The sequence below is a fragment of the Moorena producens PAL-8-15-08-1 genome, from assembly GCF_001767235.1.
Lineage (GTDB): Bacteria > Cyanobacteriota > Cyanobacteriia > Cyanobacteriales > Coleofasciculaceae > Moorena > Moorena producens_A.
In genome coordinates this window covers 7,481,646-7,502,317 of sequence record NZ_CP017599.1, presented here as the reverse complement: position 1 = coordinate 7,502,317, position 20,672 = coordinate 7,481,646, and the positions used below count along the sequence as shown (strand labels likewise).

The following is a 20,672-nucleotide window of genomic DNA, read 5'->3' as shown; positions in this document are numbered from 1 at the left end:
TTTTCCCTTAAACTATCAGCAATTAGTGCTTTTTCAGCACTAGAGCAACCATTGGTTCTGTTTCAAAGATGTTAAACTCTACTCGATCGAGTATACTCCATGACAGCTCTTCGAGAATCTCTTGTAATGAATCGTTGCTTTCGTAGTAGTCAACTCGCAGGGTGAGGACAAAATATCCTCCAGACTTCAATAGTTCGAATAGGTTTCGCAACCCTTTAGGATGGGCGTGACCAAAGGTGAATACCCCCAACACCACAATCCCGTCGAATGCCTCAGGAGTAGAGAAGGTTAGAGGTTCTGCCACGTTCCCTTGGTGCAAGGCCGTGTAAACTTGCTTCTTCCTAGCTACCTCCAGCATTTCCTCGGAGAAGTCAACTGCTGTAATGTTGGTGTATCCTAGGTCTGCCAGAGCCTCACCTACCATTCCTGTACCTGCTCCAACATCAAGAATGCTTGCTGCTTTATTTGGCAGTACGTTTGCCAGAGCCCTAGCGGATAGAACGGGAGAGCAGCGATAGGTCTCGTCTAAGTCAGCATCGTAAATGGTCGCCCAAGCATTGTACTTATCTTGTAACGTTTTTTCATCATTAGTTCCGTAGATCCACGACACGCGATCGCTTACCTTTTGACAGCGATAGAAACTCCATCCCAGTTCCCGAGCTGTAATCGCCTCGCACATCTTATCATAGGAAGCGCTAAGTTTCGGATACTTGCTCAGAGCTAGCTCTGACAACAGTTGGTAGCTCTTATTGAGGTGTTCGCTCAAGTCTTTAGCATCCAACACCATCAAGCCAATTTCACTGAGTGTTTTTGCGTAGGACTCATAGCTAAATGTTGGTTCAAACAGTAGTCGTTGATAAACGTGCTTTTGGCCTTCTGCGCTGATCTCGGACACTGGCGTAATCAGATCATCGAATAGGAAGATGCCTTGTTCCTGAAGAACACGGTAAATCTCCTTCAGAGCTAGCTCTCGCTGGTGGACATGGTAAATGGTGGCTTGGCTCCAGACATGGGTAAAGGTATTGTCTGAGAAAGGTAGGCTAGTTACTGATGCTTTCTGAAAAGAGAGGCGTAGGGAGGGATACTCCTGAGCTAAAGCGTTGGCATTGCCAACCCGGACTGCACTGATGTCAATGCCGACAACTTCACATCCTGTCTGCTGGGCTAGCCAGATAGCGGTGTTGCCGTTGCCGCAACCGATATCCAGTACCCGAGATTCAGTAGTCAGCCCACTGCAGGCGAGCATAGATTCATTCCAACGGTGGCAAGCTTGGAGAAAGTCTTGAGCACGAGCGTCCGCTAAGTTGTCAAAATAACCCCAGTGTAAACTGCCTTCAGAATCCCAGAAGCTACGATACATGCTGTCTTCGTGGTCGTAAAACGCTTCTGTGTCCGCTTCTGTATATTTTTGTGTCATGTTGTTCGTCTAAGTTGAGACTTACAAGTGAGACTTACTACATTTTCAGCGAAGTTCCCTTCATGAGAGTAAAATCATAAGTGCTCGTTTCTTGAAATACTTCATATTTACTTCATATTTACTTGATAGTTTCCTTCATAATTCCCTGGCCTTTTGGCCTTTAGGCCGTTCGCGTAGCGTGGCCTAAAGGCCAAAAGGCCAAGGTCAATCGCAATTTCAAGACTAAGCTGCTGGCACAGTTAATCTATTTAGGGCTTTTTTTATCAACTATTAACACCTCCAAAACTTGTCGAAACCCTTAAGTTAGTGCTATCTGAATTATCTAAGCTGGGGAAGCTTTTTTTTTCCAAGTCTCCTGCTGTCGTCATTTACATAAACACCCAAATAATGATAACCATTAATCAAAAACTGTAGCCTAGTTGAGCAGCTCTTAGCCTAAGCTGGAAATTAGAGGCATGTCTTGCTCTTATTCCTCTAGGCATTGCCAATATTCCTGAAGCTGTTCACCAAATCTATGCCAAAATCTATCCCAACTTCCGCCAAGACTACCTTAACTCAACCAGCTTTGCCTGTAGAAACGATGACATTAGATGTAACTGGCATGAAATGTGCTGGTTGTGTTGGTGTAGTGGAACGGCAACTGAGCAGTAACCCTGGGGTATCGAAAGCCTGTGTGAATCTGGTAACTGGGGTAGCTGTGGTAGAGTATCAAGCTGGTGAGGTGCAACCAACTGTCCTAGCTGAGCTGCTTACATCAAAAGGGTTTCCTAGTCAACCCCGTTTACCTGAAACTGAACAGGGAACTAAGAGCCAGGATAGGTTAACACCAGCCCAGAGACATCAGCAAGAAGCTAGAGCATACCGCCAACAACTAGCAATTGCTGCTGTCCTGATTTTCTTCTCTACAGTGGGACATATCGGTCATTGGTTCCATGGACCAATGCTGCCAGTATTGAGTACTTTGTGGTTCCATTGGGGACTGGTAACTATAGCGCTACTATTACCTGGACGCTCAATTATAGTTGAGGGTGGGCGTGGTTTGTGGCACGGTGCTCCCAATATGAATACCTTGATCGGACTGGGGGCGGTGACGGCTTACACCACTAGCTGTGTGGCATTACTATTCCCTAACCTGGGATGGGAATGTTTCTTTGATGAGCCAGTGATGTTGCTGGGTTTTATTCTTTTAGGTCGGACCTTAGAGCAAGGAGCAAGATATCAAGCTACTGCTGACTTTGAGTCTTTGCTATCCCTACAGCCTCAGGTAGCCCGGTTGATTGGAACATTAGACAGTAAAGAAGGTGATCAAGCGGGTATCGAAATTCCTGTGGAGCAAGTCCGGGTGGGAGAATGGTTAAGGATATTACCTGGGGAAAAAGTTCCTGTCGATGGGGAAGTGATTACGGGAGTCTCATCGATTGATCAGTCAATGCTGACTGGGGAATCTATACCAGTATTGAAGCAACCAGGGGACATGGTTACTGGTGGTACGTTGAATAAATCGGGAGTGCTGGTGGTAAAGGCAACCCGTACTGGTAGAGAAACTACTTTGGCACAAATCGTAGCACTAGTGGAGGAAGCGCAAACTCGGAAAGCGCCAGTACAGCAGTTAGCGGATTTGGTAGCAGGGTATTTTACCTATGGGGTGATGGCGATCGCATTTTTAACCTTCCTATTTTGGTACGTGGCTGGAACTAGAATCTGGCCGGAGGTCTGGTCAACCATGGCGGCTTCTGAGTTACTGTTGAGTTTGAAATTAGCGATCGCAGTTTTGGTGATTGCTTGTCCCTGTGCCTTGGGTCTAGCCACACCTACCGCCATTCTAGTGGGTACCAGCCTGGGGGCAAAGCGGGGCTTATTAATCAAAGGTGGTGACATTTTAGAACAGGTGCATCGGCTCGATACTGTGGTTTTTGACAAAACCGGTACCCTAACTCAGGGTGAACCCACAGTTACCGATTGCCTGCTGATTCAACCTGACACAGAGAATCACCAACAGAGCGCTATTGGTACGAAAACCATTGCTCTATCTTCTGCTAGTGAATTGCTGCAACTGGCAGCAGCAGCAGAAAGTGGCACATCCCATCCCTTAGGTAGTGCAATTGTTACTGAAGCTCAACAGCAACAGTTACCGATGTTAGGGGCTCAAGATTTTTACACAGAACCAGGATTGGGACTATCAGCTTTAGTAGAAAACCAACGGGTAGTGCTTGGCAGTGCAGACTGGTTGAGTAAGCAGGATGTTACGATTAGTGATACTGCTCAAGCTGAAGTCAAGGCTTTGGCAGATGGGGGTAAAACAGTAGTTTATGTAGCCGTTGATGGGCTACTAGCTGGATTAATTGGTGTGAATGATCTTCCGAGAGTCGAGGCTAAAGAAACAGTAGAACACCTCAAAGACCTGGGATTGCGGGTGATGATGCTAACTGGTGACAGACCGGAAGTAGCGGCTGCTGTGGCCAAAACCTTGTCACTAGAGCCAGAGGATGTTATTGCTGGGGTGCTTCCTGATGGCAAAGCTAATGCGATCGCAAACCTTCAAGACCAGGGACACTGTGTCGCTATGGTGGGAGATGGCATCAATGACAGTCCAGCTCTAGCACAAGCTGATGTTGGGATTGCCTTGCATGGGGGAACCGATGTGGCAGCGGAAACAGCAGGAATTATTCTGATCAGAAATAACTTGCTCGATGTGGTCAAGTCCATAGACCTATCACGAGCCACCTTCAACAAAATCCGCCAGAATCTGTTTTGGGCATTCGGTTACAATGTATTGGGTATTCCCATTGCCGCTGGTGGGCTACTACCAGGATTTGGGATGGTACTTTCTCCTGCTGCTGCTGGTGCCTTAATGGCTTTCAGCTCAGTTAGTGTTGTCACAAACTCACTTTTGCTAACCCGTTTACGGAATTAGTGCAAGTCCGCTTGAATACCTATAGTAAACCATCCACAGCAGCAAGGTTTCACTTGGCTATACTTTTTTTGGTAGTTGGAAAGAACCACCTTAGGGTAAGCTTGGCCTCTGGTAGTTTACTTTTATTGATTCAAGGGATAATCAGGTAATGTTCAGCACTCAGGAGAGTTTTCTAAGTAAATCAGTCCTTAAGTCAGTCGCAAGCTGGTTGAGACCTGTGCCAATGTAAGTAAATAAGAGTATTGTTCTCAACCAATTACCCTTTTGATCACGAGCGATTCATGGCTACACAATCTGACCACAACCATTTACTTATTATTGAGGATGACAAAGGAAGCAAGCAGATTCCTTTGGAAGAAGAGGTATATTCTATCGGTAGAGATCCAGAGTCTGATATCCGCCTGTTTTCAAAGTTTGTGTCTCGCCGACATGCGACCTTAGTGAGGCGTAAACGGTCTGATGGCAGTCCCTACTACCGAATTTTCGATGGTAATCTCAAAGGTAAGACTAGTGCCAATGGCATTTTAATCAATGGTCGTAAGCTTCAAGCCCATGATCTCGAAGATGAAGATGAGGTAATTTTTGCCCCTAAGGTAAGTGCTAAATATTATCTACTCAAGCGAGAGAATACCCCAACTGATCCAGTAGATCAAATGGATGAGTATGATATTACCCTAATTAATCCAGGCATGATAGATGATCCTGAAGAATGGGATAATTAGAGATGAACTGACCGCCAAGTTAGCCTTAAAATTATAGCTTTTTCAGAAGTCAGAAGTCAGAAGTCAGAAGTAAGCTTAGACTTACGTTTCGGAGTTTAGGAGCGATGCAGCGCCTTCACGCGGGGGTTTCCCCCATGAGCGACTGCATCAAGACAATGTCAAACATCTGAATGCGTAGTGCTATACCTACCTGTTACTTAGTACTTGGTGGTGGGAATACTAACAATGTCAAGTGCTTTGGGCACACCAAGCTACTAATAACCAACAGATGAAGCAAGCAATAACGCCATGTTCAATACTTGGCACTATTCTGCTATTCAGCTTTGCCATCCCTGCTCCGGTCAAAGCCCAAATCAGTAGCGATGGCTCTGTTTCTACTACAGTTACTACCAACGATAGCGTCAATTTCCTGATTGAAAATGGCCAACGCGCTGGAAGTAATCTGTTTCATAGTTTCTCGGAATTTTCTATCCCTACCGGAGGAGAAGCATTTTTTAACAATGCCACGGATATTGCTAATATTTTCAGCCGGGTTACAGGGGGCAGTATTTCCAACATTGATGGATTGATTCGTGCTAATGGCACCGCTAATTTGTTTTTGATTAATCCCAGTGGGATTAGTTTTGGTAAAAATGCCTCCTTAAGTATTGGTGGTTCGTTTTTTGCGACCACAGCTGATAAAATTGTCTTTAACGATGGCATTGAATTTAAGGCTAGTCAACCAAACGATGAAGCGCCATTGTTGACAATTAATATACCGATGGGTGTGCAATTTGGTTCAACAGCTGAGTCGATAGTGGTCCAATCCCAAGCGGTGAATCCAGATTCGGATGCCACCGTGGGGATTGAGGTAGAGCCAGGGCAAACCATTGCCTTGCTAGGGGGAAATCTAGACTTTCCTGGTGGTGGATTGACCGCATCCGCAGGACGCATTGAACTGGGTAGTGTTGGACCCAACAGTGTAGTGTCTGTGACCCCCCTGGCACAAGGATGGACAATGGGTTATGAAGGAATAGCCGAGTTTGGGGATATTAACCTGACTCAACAGGCTTTTGTGATTACCAATGGCGACAGTGGCGGCAATATTGAGATTCAAGCCAGAAACCTTAATGTCAAAAGCGGTTCTGTTATTAACGCCAATACCTTGGGAAAAACCCCAGGGGGAATTCTGCGCATCCGAGCCACAGAATCAATAGAGATAAGTGCAACTCCAGAGGAAGCACTTCAGGAAGATCAGTTTACAGTTCGCTCAACTAATAGTAACTTAGCGACAAGGGTTTTTGGTACAGCCAAAGGTAATGATTTAATTATCGAGACTAAGGATCTCAAAGTTGCTGGATTTGCTTTTATCTCAGCGAGCTCGATTCGTGCAGGAAATGCAGGCAATGTGCTTTTAGATGTGGAACGCTTACAGGTATTAGATGGAGGACAGATTGGTTCTGGAACTGTTGGCTCTGGTGATGGTGCCAATGTTACGGTGAGGGCGCAGTCTATCGAAATATCCTGAAATGTGAGAACCCCGTGTCTTTAGACTGGGGATGAAACAGAGAGACTGGATAAATCCAGTCGTGTCCATTTCCTCTCTTATCCAGTTTTATAAGAATTTCCCAATACTGGTATTCGACTCTTTAGCTGATAATTGAAGACACTTGCACGCAGCCCCAGTAAGCAAAACGGTATGAGGCTTTTTTAATTCGTCATGATGTACGGGTACCCCCCTCATCCTCTTTATAGTTTTTCGCTCGTTTGTTATTGACATAACTAGAACTAATGTCTATACTAAAGATATGCTAAAAAAACAATAAATTAGTACCAAGTGTATAAAACAATCCCAGTAAAAGCTAATTTTTCAAACGAAGAAAAAGCCTTCTGGGTTTTTCAGTGTGAACAGGCTAACAGTCTATTCAACTGTGCCATCTATTATGCAAAACAGAAGCACTATGACTGGCTTAATAAGCAGGAAGCTTATACCACTTTTTGGCGCGGTGATGAACTTCGGTGTGGCTGGAAAGCTTATAAATGTACAACTAAATATCCTGAATTAGATAAAGCATTAAAAATGAGTCCCCACTATAAGGGGATGGCAGCTCAGTCGGCTCAACAGACCTTGAAAACTGTTGGGGAAGCGATCGCTAGCTACAACCAACTGGTTGGATTGTATTATAAAGGCAATGTTGACAGACCAAGGTTCCCTCGGTACAGGAAAAAAGGTGGACTAGCTGCTGTTACTTTTCCAAAACAAGCTTTAACCTACAAAGATGGATTGTTTTATCCGTCGGTCAGTAAAGAGAGTAAACCAGAATTACTCACGAAAATCACTTTAGACCCACCTGATTTTATAGATCCGGACTGGGTAAAAGAGGTAACAATTCGCCCTTATTATGGGCAACTTTGGATTGACTGGGTGATTGAGGACGGAAAAGAACCGGTCAAGGAAAACCCAAACCTTGATTACTCTCAAGCCTTGGGGATAGATCATGGAGGCGATAACTGGCTAACCTGCGTTTCGACTCTTGGAAAAAGCTTCATTATTGATGGGAAGAAGCTAAAGTCGATGAATCAGGGGTATTGTCGGTTGGTTGCCAAACACAAAGAAGGCAAGCCAGACTTTCACTGGGATTCAAACCTAGATAGGATTCAGAGAAAGCGCAATAACCAGATGAGGGACGCCATCAATAAAGCAGCTAGATTTATTATCAATCGCTGTCTTGTTGATGGTATCGGAAATATAGTAGTAGGTTGGAACGAAGGTCAGAAAAGTAGATCTAATATGGGGAAAATCAATAATCAAAAATTTGTTGCAATTCCCACAAAAAGGTTAATAGAAAGGTTAAAGCAACTCTGCTCTGAATATGGAATCAAGCTGACAATTACCGAAGAGTCTTATACGAGCAAGGCGTCTTTCTTGGATGGTGATTCATTACCGAAGCACGGTGGAAAACCCGAAGGGTGGAAACCATCAGGAAAGCGAGTTAAACGCGGTCTGTATAGGACATCTAGAGGGAAGATAATTAACGCCGATTGTAACGGCGCTGCTAACATCATCAAGAAAGTAACCACACAGCCATTCGACCTGGTCAAGTTGGTTAGGGAATCTTTGACAGTTCCACATCGGTATGACATTTTTAACTCTCTTAAAAAATCATATCGAACAAGAAGCGTTCGCGTAGCGTCGGCGAAAGCCGATAGTGGCAGCTTGAAACCGTGCCACTTCGCTTCTTGTAGAATCTCCCGTGTTTAAACCGGGGGAGATGTCAACGGTTTACAACTGCTAGAGCCACAACCCTTACGTCAACAGCAATGGAGTATGGTTACTGCGGGCTTAAGCGAAGCTCGTCAAGGCTTTCGGCCTTTACCGAGTGTGAAAGATGAAATTGAGCAAATTACCAGAAACGTGTCAGGGTCGGTACTAGTGAATCAGGAATTCACCCGCAGCAACTTTGCCAGGGAAATGAATAGTAAAAGGAATGTAGTACACCTGGCGACCCATGGTCAGTTTAGCTCCAATGCTAACGATACCTTTCTACTAACTTGGGAGGGTCGCATCAATGTCAAGGAATTGGATCAAGTGCTACGCAGCCGAGCATTTGTGGGAGAAGGAGGGATTGATTTACTCGTTCTAAGTGCTTGTCAAACAGCAATAGGAGATGACAGAGCTGTGTTAGGGTTAGCTGGGTTTGCGGTCAGATCCGGAGCGCGATCTACTATTGGCAGTTTATGGTCAGTGCGTGATGACTCTACAGCGATATTCATGACTAAGTTCTACGATTACTTGCAACAACCAGGGATAACAAAAGCAGAGGCACTTCGGAAAGCCCAGCTAGATTTGATGGTAGACCCTAACTTTAATGAGCCGGTATTTTGGGCTCCTTTTGTATTAGTAGGTAATTGGTTGTAGAGTGCATCCCAAACCCTATAAGTACAATAATCCTACTACAAATTTTGCCGATTTACTAACTGAATTTTATTGACAAAATAAGCTTCTCGATGCTGCAATGACTCAGCTAAACTTAGCCCCTTTTGAAATGCTGCTAAGGCTTGAGGATAGTTGTTCATATCCAGATAAACTTGACCAATTTTGTCGTAAGTATTCATCAAGCCATAGTAATTATAGGACTTTTGCTCAACTTGGAGCAAAACCTCATAAACTTGCAAGGCAAACTGTGGCTGCTTAGAGGTCAGGTAAAGTTCTGCTAGAGGTTGTAGTGCTTCGCTAGCATGGGCAAACTGCTGTAGAGACCAGGCTAAGGAATAGGCTTCTTGATAGGTTTGACTAGCTTTTTCTGGTTGATTGAGGGCGTTGTAGTCAGATGCGATCGCAATTTTCAGGGCTGGAATCAGGTTATCATTGCCTTGACTGAGGTAAATGTCCAGTAATTGCTGCTTTTTGGGCAATGCCTGGTCTGGTTGTTGGTCTTGGTCGTAGATATAAGCTAGCTGTTGTAAATAAGCCACTTCTTCATTTATGCGTTCGCGTTGATTCTGAGCTTGATTTAATGCTTGAGCCAGTAATTCCTCATAGGTTTCTGCTGCTTTGGGATAATCAAACCAAGCCATGTGCAATTCACCCATGGTCTTCAAGGTAGCCTCAACCGTTGCCATATCGTCCTGGTTGCGAGCATCAGCGAGAATTTGCTCATAGACTGTCAACGCTTGTCCTGGCACTCGGATCTGTTCATAAGCCTTACCCAAAGCTTTTAACAATGGCAGATTGATCGAGTCTTCTGCTTCATTTTCCTGCTGAATCTCTTCCAACCGTGCCGTAATTAGTTGCACTGACTGCTTATTGTTTTCATTCCAGGCAACTCCTCCTACTCTGCCCAAGGTTTGCACTTCTGCTACTGGATCCCCTAGCACTCGCCGCAGTCGGATTTCCCGATACCAGATGTCAAAGGCTTTGGATTGATTACCAGCTTTGAATTCAGCTTGAGCTTCAGCATTCAGTTCATCCAACGCTTGGCTGAGTCTAGAACGTTCGGAAGGGTTGAGAGGTTCGTCTGGGGATAAGGAAGGCAGGAGGGGATCAGGAGCAGTCAGTTCCAATGGATTCGGATTATCATTATCACTTGATTGGGACAAGGTCACACTAGCAAAACATAAGGGGAGTATAGCAGCGGATAATGCTATGATCATCCACTTGCTTAGTTTGGGTCCGAGAAGATGTAAGCGCAAGGTAGCCATAAGGAAACTAAAGAAGGTTACTACCAGTTAGACTAGCGATTTTAGGTTCAAATTGACATCTGGCCATCTGCATCTGTAGTCCTACTTTCAAGAATTGGTATTATTTCTGCCCCCCTGCACTAGTTTGACCGGTTCCGGGAGGAAGTTTGTTCCTGCCACCAAGATTTAGGACTGACATAACAAGTCTATTTCTCTGGTGTCACTCTCCAAGAATTAAAATAAGATAATAAACAGATTTGGTAGCTAAAAGGCAGATATTACAATGAATAATTAGTTACATACATATTATGAAAAAAAATCCATAAATAACCTTTTAAAACACGGCAAAAATAGCTAATTTCTTAAGAAGTTTTTTTTTATATCCATCCTCAAAGTACCTCAAAAAATAATCAAAACCATTGAAAAATAAAAATATAATCATTACAATAATAATGGCAAACGTCATTTAGTTTTTTACTCATGTCTACAGACTTTATTCCGAATCAAAACAATAACCCAAAGAAACAACGTATTAAGTCCATTAAGGGCTCTCCTGAAGCAGTCACCAATACTATTTACGGCCTTTGTGCACTGGGGTATAGTAAGGTTTCCGATTGGAGCCCTTTACAGCCGACCGGAATTCCAGGGCAAGTAATTAGTTTTGCAACCAAGTATTCAACTTGGGGTTAATACCTTGTCTTGATGCAGTCGCTCATGGGGGAAACCACGCCAGTTGCTCATGGTTAGAAGTTACCGTAAGACAGTTGAGCCTTGTCTTGATGCAGTCGCTCATGGGGGAAACCACGGCAGTCGCTCATGGTTTGAAGTTACCGTAAGATAGTGGAGCCTTATTAACAAATATTGAACCCTTTTCTGCATAACCTGCTAACTATAAAGGCTCCACTATCTAAGGTTTCGTCTCCGGGGGAACCACGGCAGTCGCTCATGGGGGAGACCACGGCAGTCGCTCATGGGGGAGACCACGGCAGTCGCTCATGGGGGAGACCCCCAAGACCGCGCTGCCTCCCCAAGACCGCGCTGCCTCCCCAAGACCGCGCTGCCTCCCCAAGACCGCGCTGCCTCCCCAAGACCGCGCAAATCACGCTAATCAATAAGTTTTACCCCTTTTCTGCATAGCCTACCAACCATAAAGGCTCAACGTAATCAGGTTTCGTCTCCGGGGGAAACCCCCAAGACCGCACTGGCTCCCCAAGACCGCGCTGCATCGCTAAATTTCTGGGGGGGAAACCCCCCCCGATCTGATCCGGTAGGATTACATCCGGATTGATTCGGAAACTGATAGACATGACATAGGGTTTGTAGCACTGAAATAGCCGTGGATAGTATTTCTACGGCTATTTTTTTTCGACTTTTAATTTAATCCAATCGGCAAGCTATCGAGAAAATGTTTTTTTTTGAAAGAGTCAGGGAAAGTTAACTTTTCTTTGATGCCAACAATGAACACCCGTTACCGGGGTTGAGTAATGCCACAATCGGCGGCATCAACTAATCGAAAAACTACCTTGTAGTTAACCCCGTCATAGTTACCTTACGAATGGAGTTTTTCTAGTCTCATCAGATGAGACTCCCAGTCTTACCAATCCTTTTTTGTTTTAACTAATACGACGAAATAGTCACTCCAGAAGAGACCTATAAATATTGTAAAAATAGGCAGAAGTGTAAAGTCTTGAAACAAAAATTTACACTTCTGCCATTCGTCTCATAGTAGACTAAAACTGGTTCTATCACGACTTGGGGGTAATGGCGAACGCATAACGAATACTAGGGATTTGCCAGCCCTACCTTGATCACTAAAAGCTAAATTGGTCGATTAACTTACCCGATAATGTGGTATGACTATATAATCTAATTATGTGCTCTTATTTTTAACGCACAATCACTCACTTATTGCGTTTATTAAGGTAGGATAACCTGACCTAATCAGCCCCTGGAACGAGCACAAACTAAGCCAATTTAGGAGCCGTGAGTAAGCGTTGTAATTCATCTCATCTCCAGCAATGGCAAGGAGAAGGAGTTTTACTGTTATACCCTTCTGGATTAGAGTTCATTAGCGCTTTTATGGGCTTTAAGAATGTAGCTGAGTATCTAGAGGTAGCTCATAGAGTATTACAATTTCCAGATAATCTGGCAATAGATGAAGAAATAATAGAGATTTAATTATGAATAACAACCAGGTAAATATAGTTGAATTTATATCTTGGCTTCACAACCAGGGCATTAATATCTCAACCAACGGTGAAAAACTCCTTTGTCGTGTTAATAAAGGAACTCTAACCCCTGCGCTACGCCAACAAATAGCTGAACGTCAAGCAGAAATTATAGTTTTTTTGCAACAAACTGGTCAAGGTTATAATACTAATTACCCACCAATTAAAGCTATTCCTAGAGACCAAAAATTACCCCTATCTTTTAGTCAAGAACGACTGTGGTTTATTGATAAAATTGAAGGGTCAAAAGCTCCTTATATTGAGCACGGTGCTTTACAAATCACCGGTAACCTAAATGTGTTAGTCCTAGAACAAGCCTTATCAGAAATAGTTTTTCGTCACGAAGTATTACGGACAAGTTTCCCCACTCTCAATGGCACACCAACACAGGTAATTCACCCCGACAGCACCATCAATATCAATGTAGTAGACCTACAACAATACCCAGAACCAGAACGGGAAACTGTCTTACAACAACAAGTACAATTTGAAGCAACAACCCCGTTTGACCTAGAGGTAGCACCATTAATCCGGTGTAAATTATGGCAACTAGACACCAGTGAGTATGTGTTAGTGCTGACCATGCACCACATAGTCTCTGATGGTTGGTCGATGGGAATATTAATCGAAGAACTATCAAGTTTATATCAAGCCTTTTGTGTAGGAGCTCCATCCCCCTTAGCGGAATTACTGATTCAATATGCTGACTTTGCCCTTTGGCAAAGACAATGGTTAAGTGGAGAAATACTAGAAACCCAACTCAATTACTGGAAAGAAGCATTATTGGGTGCTCCAGAATTATTACAACTGCCAACAGACCGTCCTCGTCCCCATGTAATGAGTTACCGGGGGAGTAGTGAAAGTTTTAGTTTAAGCACTGAATTAACCGAGAAGTTGCAACAGTTGTCTGTGAACGCAGGTAGTACCTTATTTATGACCCTACAGGCAGCTTTTGCCACCTTACTGTATCGTTACAGTGGACAATTTGATATTTTAATTGGTTCACCCATAGCCAATCGCAACCGTCGTGAAATCGATTCACTGATTGGCTTCTTTGTCAATACTTTGGTGTTGAGAACCCGTTTTGAAGATAATCCCAGTTTTGAGAAGTTGCTCAGACAAGTCAGGGAAACCACACTAATCGCTTATGAACATCAGGATGTACCGTTTGAACAGGTAGTCGAAGCATTGCAACCCCAACGGTCATTGAGTCATGCCCCCCTGTTCCAAGTGATGTTTGTGCTCCAGAATACACCAATGGGGACATTAGACTTACCAGGTCTGAGTTTGAGTCAATTAAATCAACACAGTACTATTGCTAAGTTTGATTTAACCCTGTCAATGACGGAAACAGAGATAGGATTGGTGGGTATATGGGAGTACAACACAGACTTATTTGATCGGTCTACTATTAAACGGATGGCAACTCATTTCCAGAACTTGTTATCAGCCATTGTGGACAATCCCCAACTTAGAGTGGGTGAATTCCCCTTATTGAGTGAAGGGGAACGTCATCAACTGTTAGTTGAGTGGAATGATACTGCCAGTGACTATCCCAAAGAGAAATGTATTCATCAGTTAGTTGAAGAGCAGGTCGAGAAAACACCCGATGCTATAGCTGTGGTGTTTAACCAAGAGCAGTTGACCTACCATCAATTAAATCAAAGGGCTAACCAACTAGCACATCACCTACAAAACTTAGGAGTAGGACCAGAGGTATTGGTGGGGATTTGTGTGGAACGTTCTGTACAGATGGTGGTAGGACTGTTGGGGATACTGAAGGCGGGTGGTGCCTATGTACCCCTGGATCCTAATTATCCCCCAGAACGACTGAGTTATATGTTGGCGGATTCCGGTGTTGAGGTGTTGTTGACTCAACAGTCTCTAGTAGAATCTTTGCCAAAAAATCAAGCACAGGTGGTTTGTTTGGATAGTGATTGGGGTGCCATAGAGCAATATAGTGGGGAGAATCTTGAAGTTGGGGTATCTTCTGATAATTTGGCTTATGTGATTTATACTTCTGGTTCTACTGGTCAACCTAAGGGGGTTGCCATGAACCATAGTCCTCTGGTTAATCTTATCCTGTGGCAGTTGAAAAACTCCTCTGCCAAATACAGCACAAAAACTGGGCAATTTACACCGATAAGCTTTGATGTCTCCTTCCAAGAAATCTTATCGACTTGGTGTTCAGGTGGAACATTAGTATTAATACCAGAAGATGTACGAAGAGATGGAACCGCCTTATTGCAATTGCTCAAACAACAAGGTGTGGAAAGACTCTTTCTTCCGTTTGTAGCTCTAGAACACTTAGCGACTAGTGCTTTGACTAGTCCTGAATGTTTGCCCTCTACACTGTGTGAATTGATTACGGCAGGAGAACAGTTACAAATTACTCCCACCCTAGCTAAATTTTTTGAAAAACTGTCTAATTGCCGTCTAGAAAATCAGTATGGACCAACAGAAACTCATGTGGTCAGTGCTTTTACATTAAATGGTTTTCCCAGTAATTGGTCATCACTTCCACCCATCGGTCGCCCCATCGCCAACACCCAAATCTATATCCTAGACAAACACCTCCAACCAGTACCGATAGGAGTACCTGGAGAATTATACCTAGGAGGTGATGGACTAGCCAGAGGATACCTCAACCGCCGGGAACTAACCAAACAAAAATTTATCCAAAACCCCTTCTGTAGTTCCAACACAGAACGACTCTACAAAACATCAGACCTGGCGAGATACCTACCAGAGGGTAACATCGAATTTATCGGTCGCATCGATAACCAAGTTAAAATCAGGGGTTTCCGCATCGAACTAGGGGAAATCGAAGCAGTCCTGTCCACTCATCCCCACATCCAACAAACCACAGTAATTGTCAGAGAAGATAGTCCTGGGAACAAACGTCTAGTCGCCTATTATGTCAGTCAGTCCGAATCACTAACCACCAATCAACTACGAGAATTCCTCAAACAGAAACTACCAGACTACATGGTGCCCAGTGCCTTCATAACCCTAGAAACCCTGCCCTTAACACCTAATGGCAAAGTAGACCGAAATGCGCTACCCGCACCAGAAGGAGAAATCAGCCGAGTTGAGGAATATGTAGCGCCACGCACCCCAACCGAAGAAATAATCGCCAACATCTTCGCTCTGGTTCTAGGAGTGCAAGATGTCGGAATACATGACAACTTCTTTGAATTAGGAGGACATTCCCTACTCGCGACCCAATTAATTTCCCAACTGCGAGTGACCTTCAACATAGAAATCCCTCTAAGAGAAGTATTTAAAACCCCTACAATCGCTCTTATAGAGCCCAAATTAACCCAATTACTTACCACAGACAACCAATTACGTCTTCCTTTGATTCAACCAAGAACCGATAGTGAACAATTACCCCTATCCTGGGCTCAAGAAAGACTGTGGTTCCTCAACCAACTAGAAGGAAGTAGTGCCACTTACAACATGCCAGCAGCCCTGAAAATCACTGGCAACTTGATCATTAACGCCCTAGAACAAACCTTATCAGAAATAATCAATCGTCACGAAGTACTACGGACAAGTTTCTCCACTATTAATGGCACACCAATACAGGTAATTCACCCCGACACCACCATCAATATCGATGTAGTAGACCTACAAAAACACCCAAAACAAGAACAGGAAACTATATTACAGCAAGAAGTACAACAGGAAGCAACAACCCCCTTTGACCTAGAGGTAGCACCCTTAATCCGGTGTAAATTATGGCAACTAGACACCAGTGAGTATGTGTTAGTGCTGACCATGCACCACATAGTATCGGATGGTTGGTCGATGGGAATATTAATCGAAGAACTATCACGTTTATATCAAGCATTTGCGGCATCAGAAGCATCCCCCTTGCCCGAATTAGCGATTCAATATGCCGACTTTGCCCTTTGGCAAAGACAATGGTTAAGTGGAGAAATCCTAGAAAACCAACTTAATTACTGGAAACAGGAATTAGAGGGTGCTCCAGAATTATTACAGTTAGCTACTGACTACCCTCGCCCAACTGTGGCAACTTATCAGGGTCGGACTGAAAGTTTTAGTTTAAATACTGAATTAACCCAGAAGTTGCAAACCTTGTCTCGAGATAGTGGTACTACCTTATTTATGACTCTGTTAGCGGCGTTTGGGACTTTACTACATCGTTACAGCGGTCAAGAAGATATTTTAATTGGTACACCCATAGCCAATCGCAATCGCCGTGAGATTGAGCCTTTGATTGGTTTTTTTGTCAATACGTTGGTGATACGCACTGACCTCTCAGGTAATCCCAGTTTTCGGGAATTGTTGAGACGAGTGCGTTCAGTAAGCTTAGATGCTTATGCTCATCAAGATGTGCCTTTCGAGCAACTAGTTAAACAACTACAGCCAGAGCGTTCATTGAGTTATAACCCCCTGTTTCAGGTATTCTTTAACATGCTCAATTTTGAAGAAACACAACTGGAATTACCAGGAATAAAAATTGAAAAAGTGGACATAAACGAAACGGGTAATTCTAAATTTTATTTCACATTATATGCCGCCGAAAAAAACAAAAAAATACAATTAAAATTAGTCTACAATGCTGAACTGTTTTTGCAAGAACGGATCCGACTTTGGCTCAATCAATTCCATCATTTGATTACTCAGATTGTTGCTTATCCAAATTACCCAATTAGTTCTTATTCCCTGGTTACCCCTGAATCAAAACATTTACTTCCAGACCCTAAAGCTGTGTTGCCTCAGCCAGAGTACGAATTAGTGACAACAATGTTTACCTCTTGGGCAAAGCGCACTCCAGCACAACCAGCAATCTGTCAAGGTTTTAGGACTTGGAACTATGGGGAATTGTCCCAAACTGCTCAAACCTTAGGAAAAGTTTTGTTGGCTCATGGAATCAAGCGGGGAGAGGTAGTAGCCGTATCTGGGGTGAGGAGTTTTGGGTTGATTGCCAGCATAATTGGCGTCTTCCTCAGTGGAGGAGTACTTCTGAGTGTTGATCCCAAGCTACCCAATCCTCGGCAACTCCTAATGTTGCACCAAGCCAAAGCCAAATACATAATATATGTTGGTACTCAGCCCCCAGATGAAGAGAGTATATGGAACTCCCTAGTTAATATTTCCGTAGAGCCAGAAACAGCAGAGGTCATAAATTCTCAAAAGGATATTTCTCAAATTACACATCTGCCTGAAATAGTTTCTGATCATGCAGCTTATATTTTCTTTACTTCTGGCAGTACTGGTGTGCCAAAAGGAGTGCTGGGCTCTCATCAAGGAATATCCCATTTCCTGACTTGGCAGCGGCAGAGGTTTGAAATTGGACAGCAAGACCGTATTGCTCAATTGACAGGACTTTCCTTTGATGCAGTCCTCAGAGATATCTTTTTACCTTTAACCAGTGGTGCAATCCTATGCCTACCCCAAGAGGAAGATATCCTAGAACCGACTCTAATTCTGTCTTGGTTAGAGACTGAGCAGATTTCTGTGTTGCACACAGTTCCAACACTGGCACAATCTTGGTTAACTAATGTGCCGCCGGGAGTTTCTCTAAGTAGTTTACGCTGGTTATTCTTTGCCGGAGAACCCCTCAAGGGAACACTGGTACGGCAGTGGCGGGAGGTATTTCCACAAGCAGGGGAAATTGTCAATCTCTACGGTGCAACGGAGACAACCTTAGTCAAGTGTTGTTATCAAGTACCTAATCAACCCAGCTCAGGGATAGAGTCAGCTGGATGGCCACTTCCTGAAACTCAAGCACTGGTTTTAGGAGAAAATAATCAACTGTGCGGCATAGGTGAAGAGGGCGAAATTGTGATCCGGACGCCATTTTGCAGTTTGGGTTACATCAACGCTTCTCAAGAAAACCTGTCTCGATTTGTCAAAAACCCCTTTAGGAATGATCCCCAGGATTTGTTTTACTACACAGGCGATCGCGGACGCTATGATCTAGATGGTTCTCTTGAGATTCTTGGTCGTTTTGATCATCAAGTAAAAATTCGAGGTGTACGCATCGAACCAGGGGAAATTGAAACTGTACTTAGCCAACATCAAGCTGTACTGCAGACTGTAGTGATTGCCACTGAAGATATTGCTGGAAACAAACGCCTAATTGCCTATGTAGTTACATCAGATCAATCACTCACCAGCTTCCAACTACGTGAATTCCTCTTTTCCAAGCTACCCTCATACATGGTGCCCAGTGCTTTTGTCACTTTAGACAGCCTACCATTAACACCAAATGGCAAAGTAGACCGCAAATCACTACCCGCACCTGATGGGTTTTTCACCCGAGAAAATGAATACGTAGCACCACGTACAACCATAGAACTTGAACTGACTCAAATCTGGTCAGAGGTTTTGAATCTCACCTCTGTTGGAGTACAAGATAACTTCTTTGAACTGGGCGGTCATTCCCTTAATGCTGTCAGTCTGATGTCAAAAATTCAACAACAATTCCAAATCAATTTACCTTTAGCAACCCTTTTCAAAAGTCCCACCATTGAACAACTAGCGAGCCTTCTGGGTTCTTCAGTAAATACACAAAACCCCATCTTAGTGGGCATTAAAACCAGTGGAAATCAACCTCCCTTATTCTGTATTCATCCTGTTGGTGGCAATGTCCTGTGTTATGCAGAGTTAGCTCGTCATTTAGCTCAAGATTATCCAGTATATGGTTTACAATCTCTCGGTTTAGATGGACAACAGCAACCCTTAACGTCTGTTGAGGAGATGGCATCCGATTATATTGAGGCAATACAGCAAATTCAACCCCAGGGTCCCTATCATCTCATTGGCTGGTCTATGGGAGGTGTAATTGCCTATGAGATGGCACAACAATTACAGGCTAAAAATACTCCAGTGGCTCTTCTAACTTTAATAGATAGTTATGCACCCACTTTAATTCGGAAACCTTCAGAAATAGATCAAGCCATGATAGTAAATCAATTGGCTCAAGATTTGGGAGGTCTCTATGGTCAAGAGTTAGATATATCCCATGAAACACTTAGACAAATTGAACCAGACGAACAAGTTTTGCATCTATTTGAGCAAGGCAAACAGCAAGGGATATTGCCATCAGACCTAGAAATAGAGCAAATGCGTTCTTTATGGAAAGTTTTGAAAGCAAATATTACGGCAAATTATCATTATAAACCAAAAGCTTATCCAGGTTCACTTCTCCTTATAAATGCTAGTCAAACTTCCCCAGCAGTAATTGAAGACCCAACCCACGGCTGGGGTTCTCTAGTTAATGGTGACATCCAAACTCACACTATTACTGGAGACCATTACACCATTATGAAAGCCCCTCAAGTTGATGGTATAACTGCAGAATTGAACAACTATCTATTGAACAACTAGCACGTCTTGGCCGCACTGGCTCCCCTGTTCGGAAGCTGCATCCCTAAATACTAAGCAGATTTAGCCAGTAAAGGTTCTACGGTCTGGGAAGATTCACCCACCTGCTCTAAAATCTCAATCAATTCCCGTTCAAAGGTGACCAAAGCACGATTGGTTTTCCCACCAATATTGATTCGGAAACTGATAGACATGACATAGGGTTTGCAGCACTGAAATAGCCGTCGATAGTATTTCTACGGCTATTTTTTTTTTGCTTTTAATTTAATCTAATCGACAAGTTATCGAGATTTTTTTTTGGAAAGACTTAGGGAAAGTTAACTCTTCTCTGATGCCAACAATGAACACCCGTTACCGGCGTTTATGAATACCCTAATCGGCGGCATTAACTAATCGAAAAACTACTTTGTATTTAACTCCTGTAAAGTTACCTGAGGTATGGAGTTGTTCCAGTTTATTAAGATGATCCTCCCAGTCTGACCAATCCTTCGTTGTTTTAACTAACACGACGGCATAGTAACTCTGGAAGAGCCCTATAAATATCGTAAAAATGGGCTAATTATTGTAAAGTTTTGTTTCAAAATTAAACAGATCTCCCAGAGATATATTTAGAATAATATTGGTTTCCCAACGACTTGGCAATAATGGCGTACGCAGAACACGAATACTAGGGATTTGCCAGCCCTACCTTGATCACTAAAAGCTAAATTGGTCGATTAACTTGCCTGTACGTGTTGTATTACTATATAACCCTTATCGATGCTCTCACTTTCAAGGCACAATCACTTATCTCTCTCCCTTATTAAGGTCGGAATACCCTGACAATTCCACCTGGCTCAATAACAAACTCAGCCAATTGACGAGCCGTG

At 43.5% G+C, this 20,672-nt stretch carries 11 protein-coding genes; 8 read left to right on the top strand and 3 right to left on the bottom strand.

The window, feature by feature from the left end:
* Positions 1-22: 22 nt before the first annotated feature.
* A complete protein-coding gene (locus BJP34_RS27515) occupies positions 23-1,417 on the bottom strand; it encodes a methyltransferase domain-containing protein (RefSeq protein ID WP_070395095.1) in 1,395 nt (464 codons plus the stop codon).
* Positions 1,418-1,931: 514 nt separating this feature from the next.
* On the opposite strand from BJP34_RS27515, the gene BJP34_RS27510 reads away from it, so the two are divergent.
* The 5 genes from BJP34_RS27510 (at position 1,932) to BJP34_RS27490 (ending at position 8,951) form a co-directional block, all read left to right on the top strand.
* On the top strand, positions 1,932-4,331 hold the full coding sequence (locus BJP34_RS27510) for a heavy metal translocating P-type ATPase (protein ID WP_070395094.1): 2,400 nt from the start codon (positions 1,932-1,934) through the stop codon (positions 4,329-4,331).
* A 281-nt stretch (positions 4,332-4,612) separates the two neighbouring features.
* The gene (locus BJP34_RS27505; RefSeq protein WP_083305374.1) at positions 4,613-5,053 is read left to right on the top strand and encodes an FHA domain-containing protein; all 441 of its coding nucleotides are present in this window, start codon (positions 4,613-4,615) and stop codon (positions 5,051-5,053) included.
* Positions 5,054-5,285: 232 nt separating this feature from the next.
* Positions 5,286-6,560 (top strand): filamentous hemagglutinin N-terminal domain-containing protein, encoded by a 1,275-nt coding sequence (locus tag BJP34_RS27500; protein WP_070395092.1) that lies wholly within the window; start codon positions 5,286-5,288, stop codon positions 6,558-6,560.
* Between the two features lie 309 nt (positions 6,561-6,869).
* Positions 6,870-8,294, top strand: coding sequence for an RNA-guided endonuclease InsQ/TnpB family protein (locus BJP34_RS27495; RefSeq protein WP_070395091.1), 1,425 nt, complete (start codon positions 6,870-6,872; stop codon positions 8,292-8,294).
* A gap of 66 nt (positions 8,295-8,360) precedes the next feature.
* Positions 8,361-8,951 (top strand): CHAT domain-containing protein, encoded by a 591-nt coding sequence (locus tag BJP34_RS27490; RefSeq protein ID WP_070395090.1) that lies wholly within the window; start codon positions 8,361-8,363, stop codon positions 8,949-8,951.
* Positions 8,952-8,986: 35 nt separating this feature from the next.
* Here the strand turns inward: BJP34_RS27490 and BJP34_RS27485 are convergent, their stop codons facing one another.
* Positions 8,987-10,186 (bottom strand): tetratricopeptide repeat protein, encoded by a 1,200-nt coding sequence (locus BJP34_RS27485; protein WP_229424053.1) that lies wholly within the window; start codon positions 10,184-10,186, stop codon positions 8,987-8,989.
* Between the two features lie 997 nt (positions 10,187-11,183).
* Between BJP34_RS27485 and BJP34_RS44655 the strand changes: the two genes are divergently transcribed.
* The 3 genes from BJP34_RS44655 to BJP34_RS27465 all read left to right on the top strand — a co-directional run bounded on the left by BJP34_RS44655 (position 11,184) and on the right by BJP34_RS27465 (position 19,806).
* The gene (locus tag BJP34_RS44655; protein WP_158517509.1) at positions 11,184-11,321 is read left to right on the top strand and encodes a hypothetical protein; all 138 of its coding nucleotides are present in this window, start codon (positions 11,184-11,186) and stop codon (positions 11,319-11,321) included.
* Between the two features lie 875 nt (positions 11,322-12,196).
* Positions 12,197-12,391: a hypothetical protein gene (locus tag BJP34_RS27470; protein ID WP_070395086.1), complete on the top strand. Its 195-nt coding sequence runs from the start codon at positions 12,197-12,199 to the stop codon at positions 12,389-12,391.
* A gap of 2 nt (positions 12,392-12,393) precedes the next feature.
* Positions 12,394-19,806: a non-ribosomal peptide synthetase gene (locus tag BJP34_RS27465; protein ID WP_070395085.1), complete on the top strand. Its 7,413-nt coding sequence runs from the start codon at positions 12,394-12,396 to the stop codon at positions 19,804-19,806.
* A gap of 50 nt (positions 19,807-19,856) precedes the next feature.
* Here BJP34_RS27465 and BJP34_RS44650 read toward each other — a convergent pair whose 3' ends face one another.
* The gene (locus BJP34_RS44650; RefSeq protein WP_158517507.1) at positions 19,857-19,997 is read right to left on the bottom strand and encodes a hypothetical protein; all 141 of its coding nucleotides are present in this window, start codon (positions 19,995-19,997) and stop codon (positions 19,857-19,859) included.
* Between the last annotated feature and the right edge of the window lie 675 nt (positions 19,998-20,672).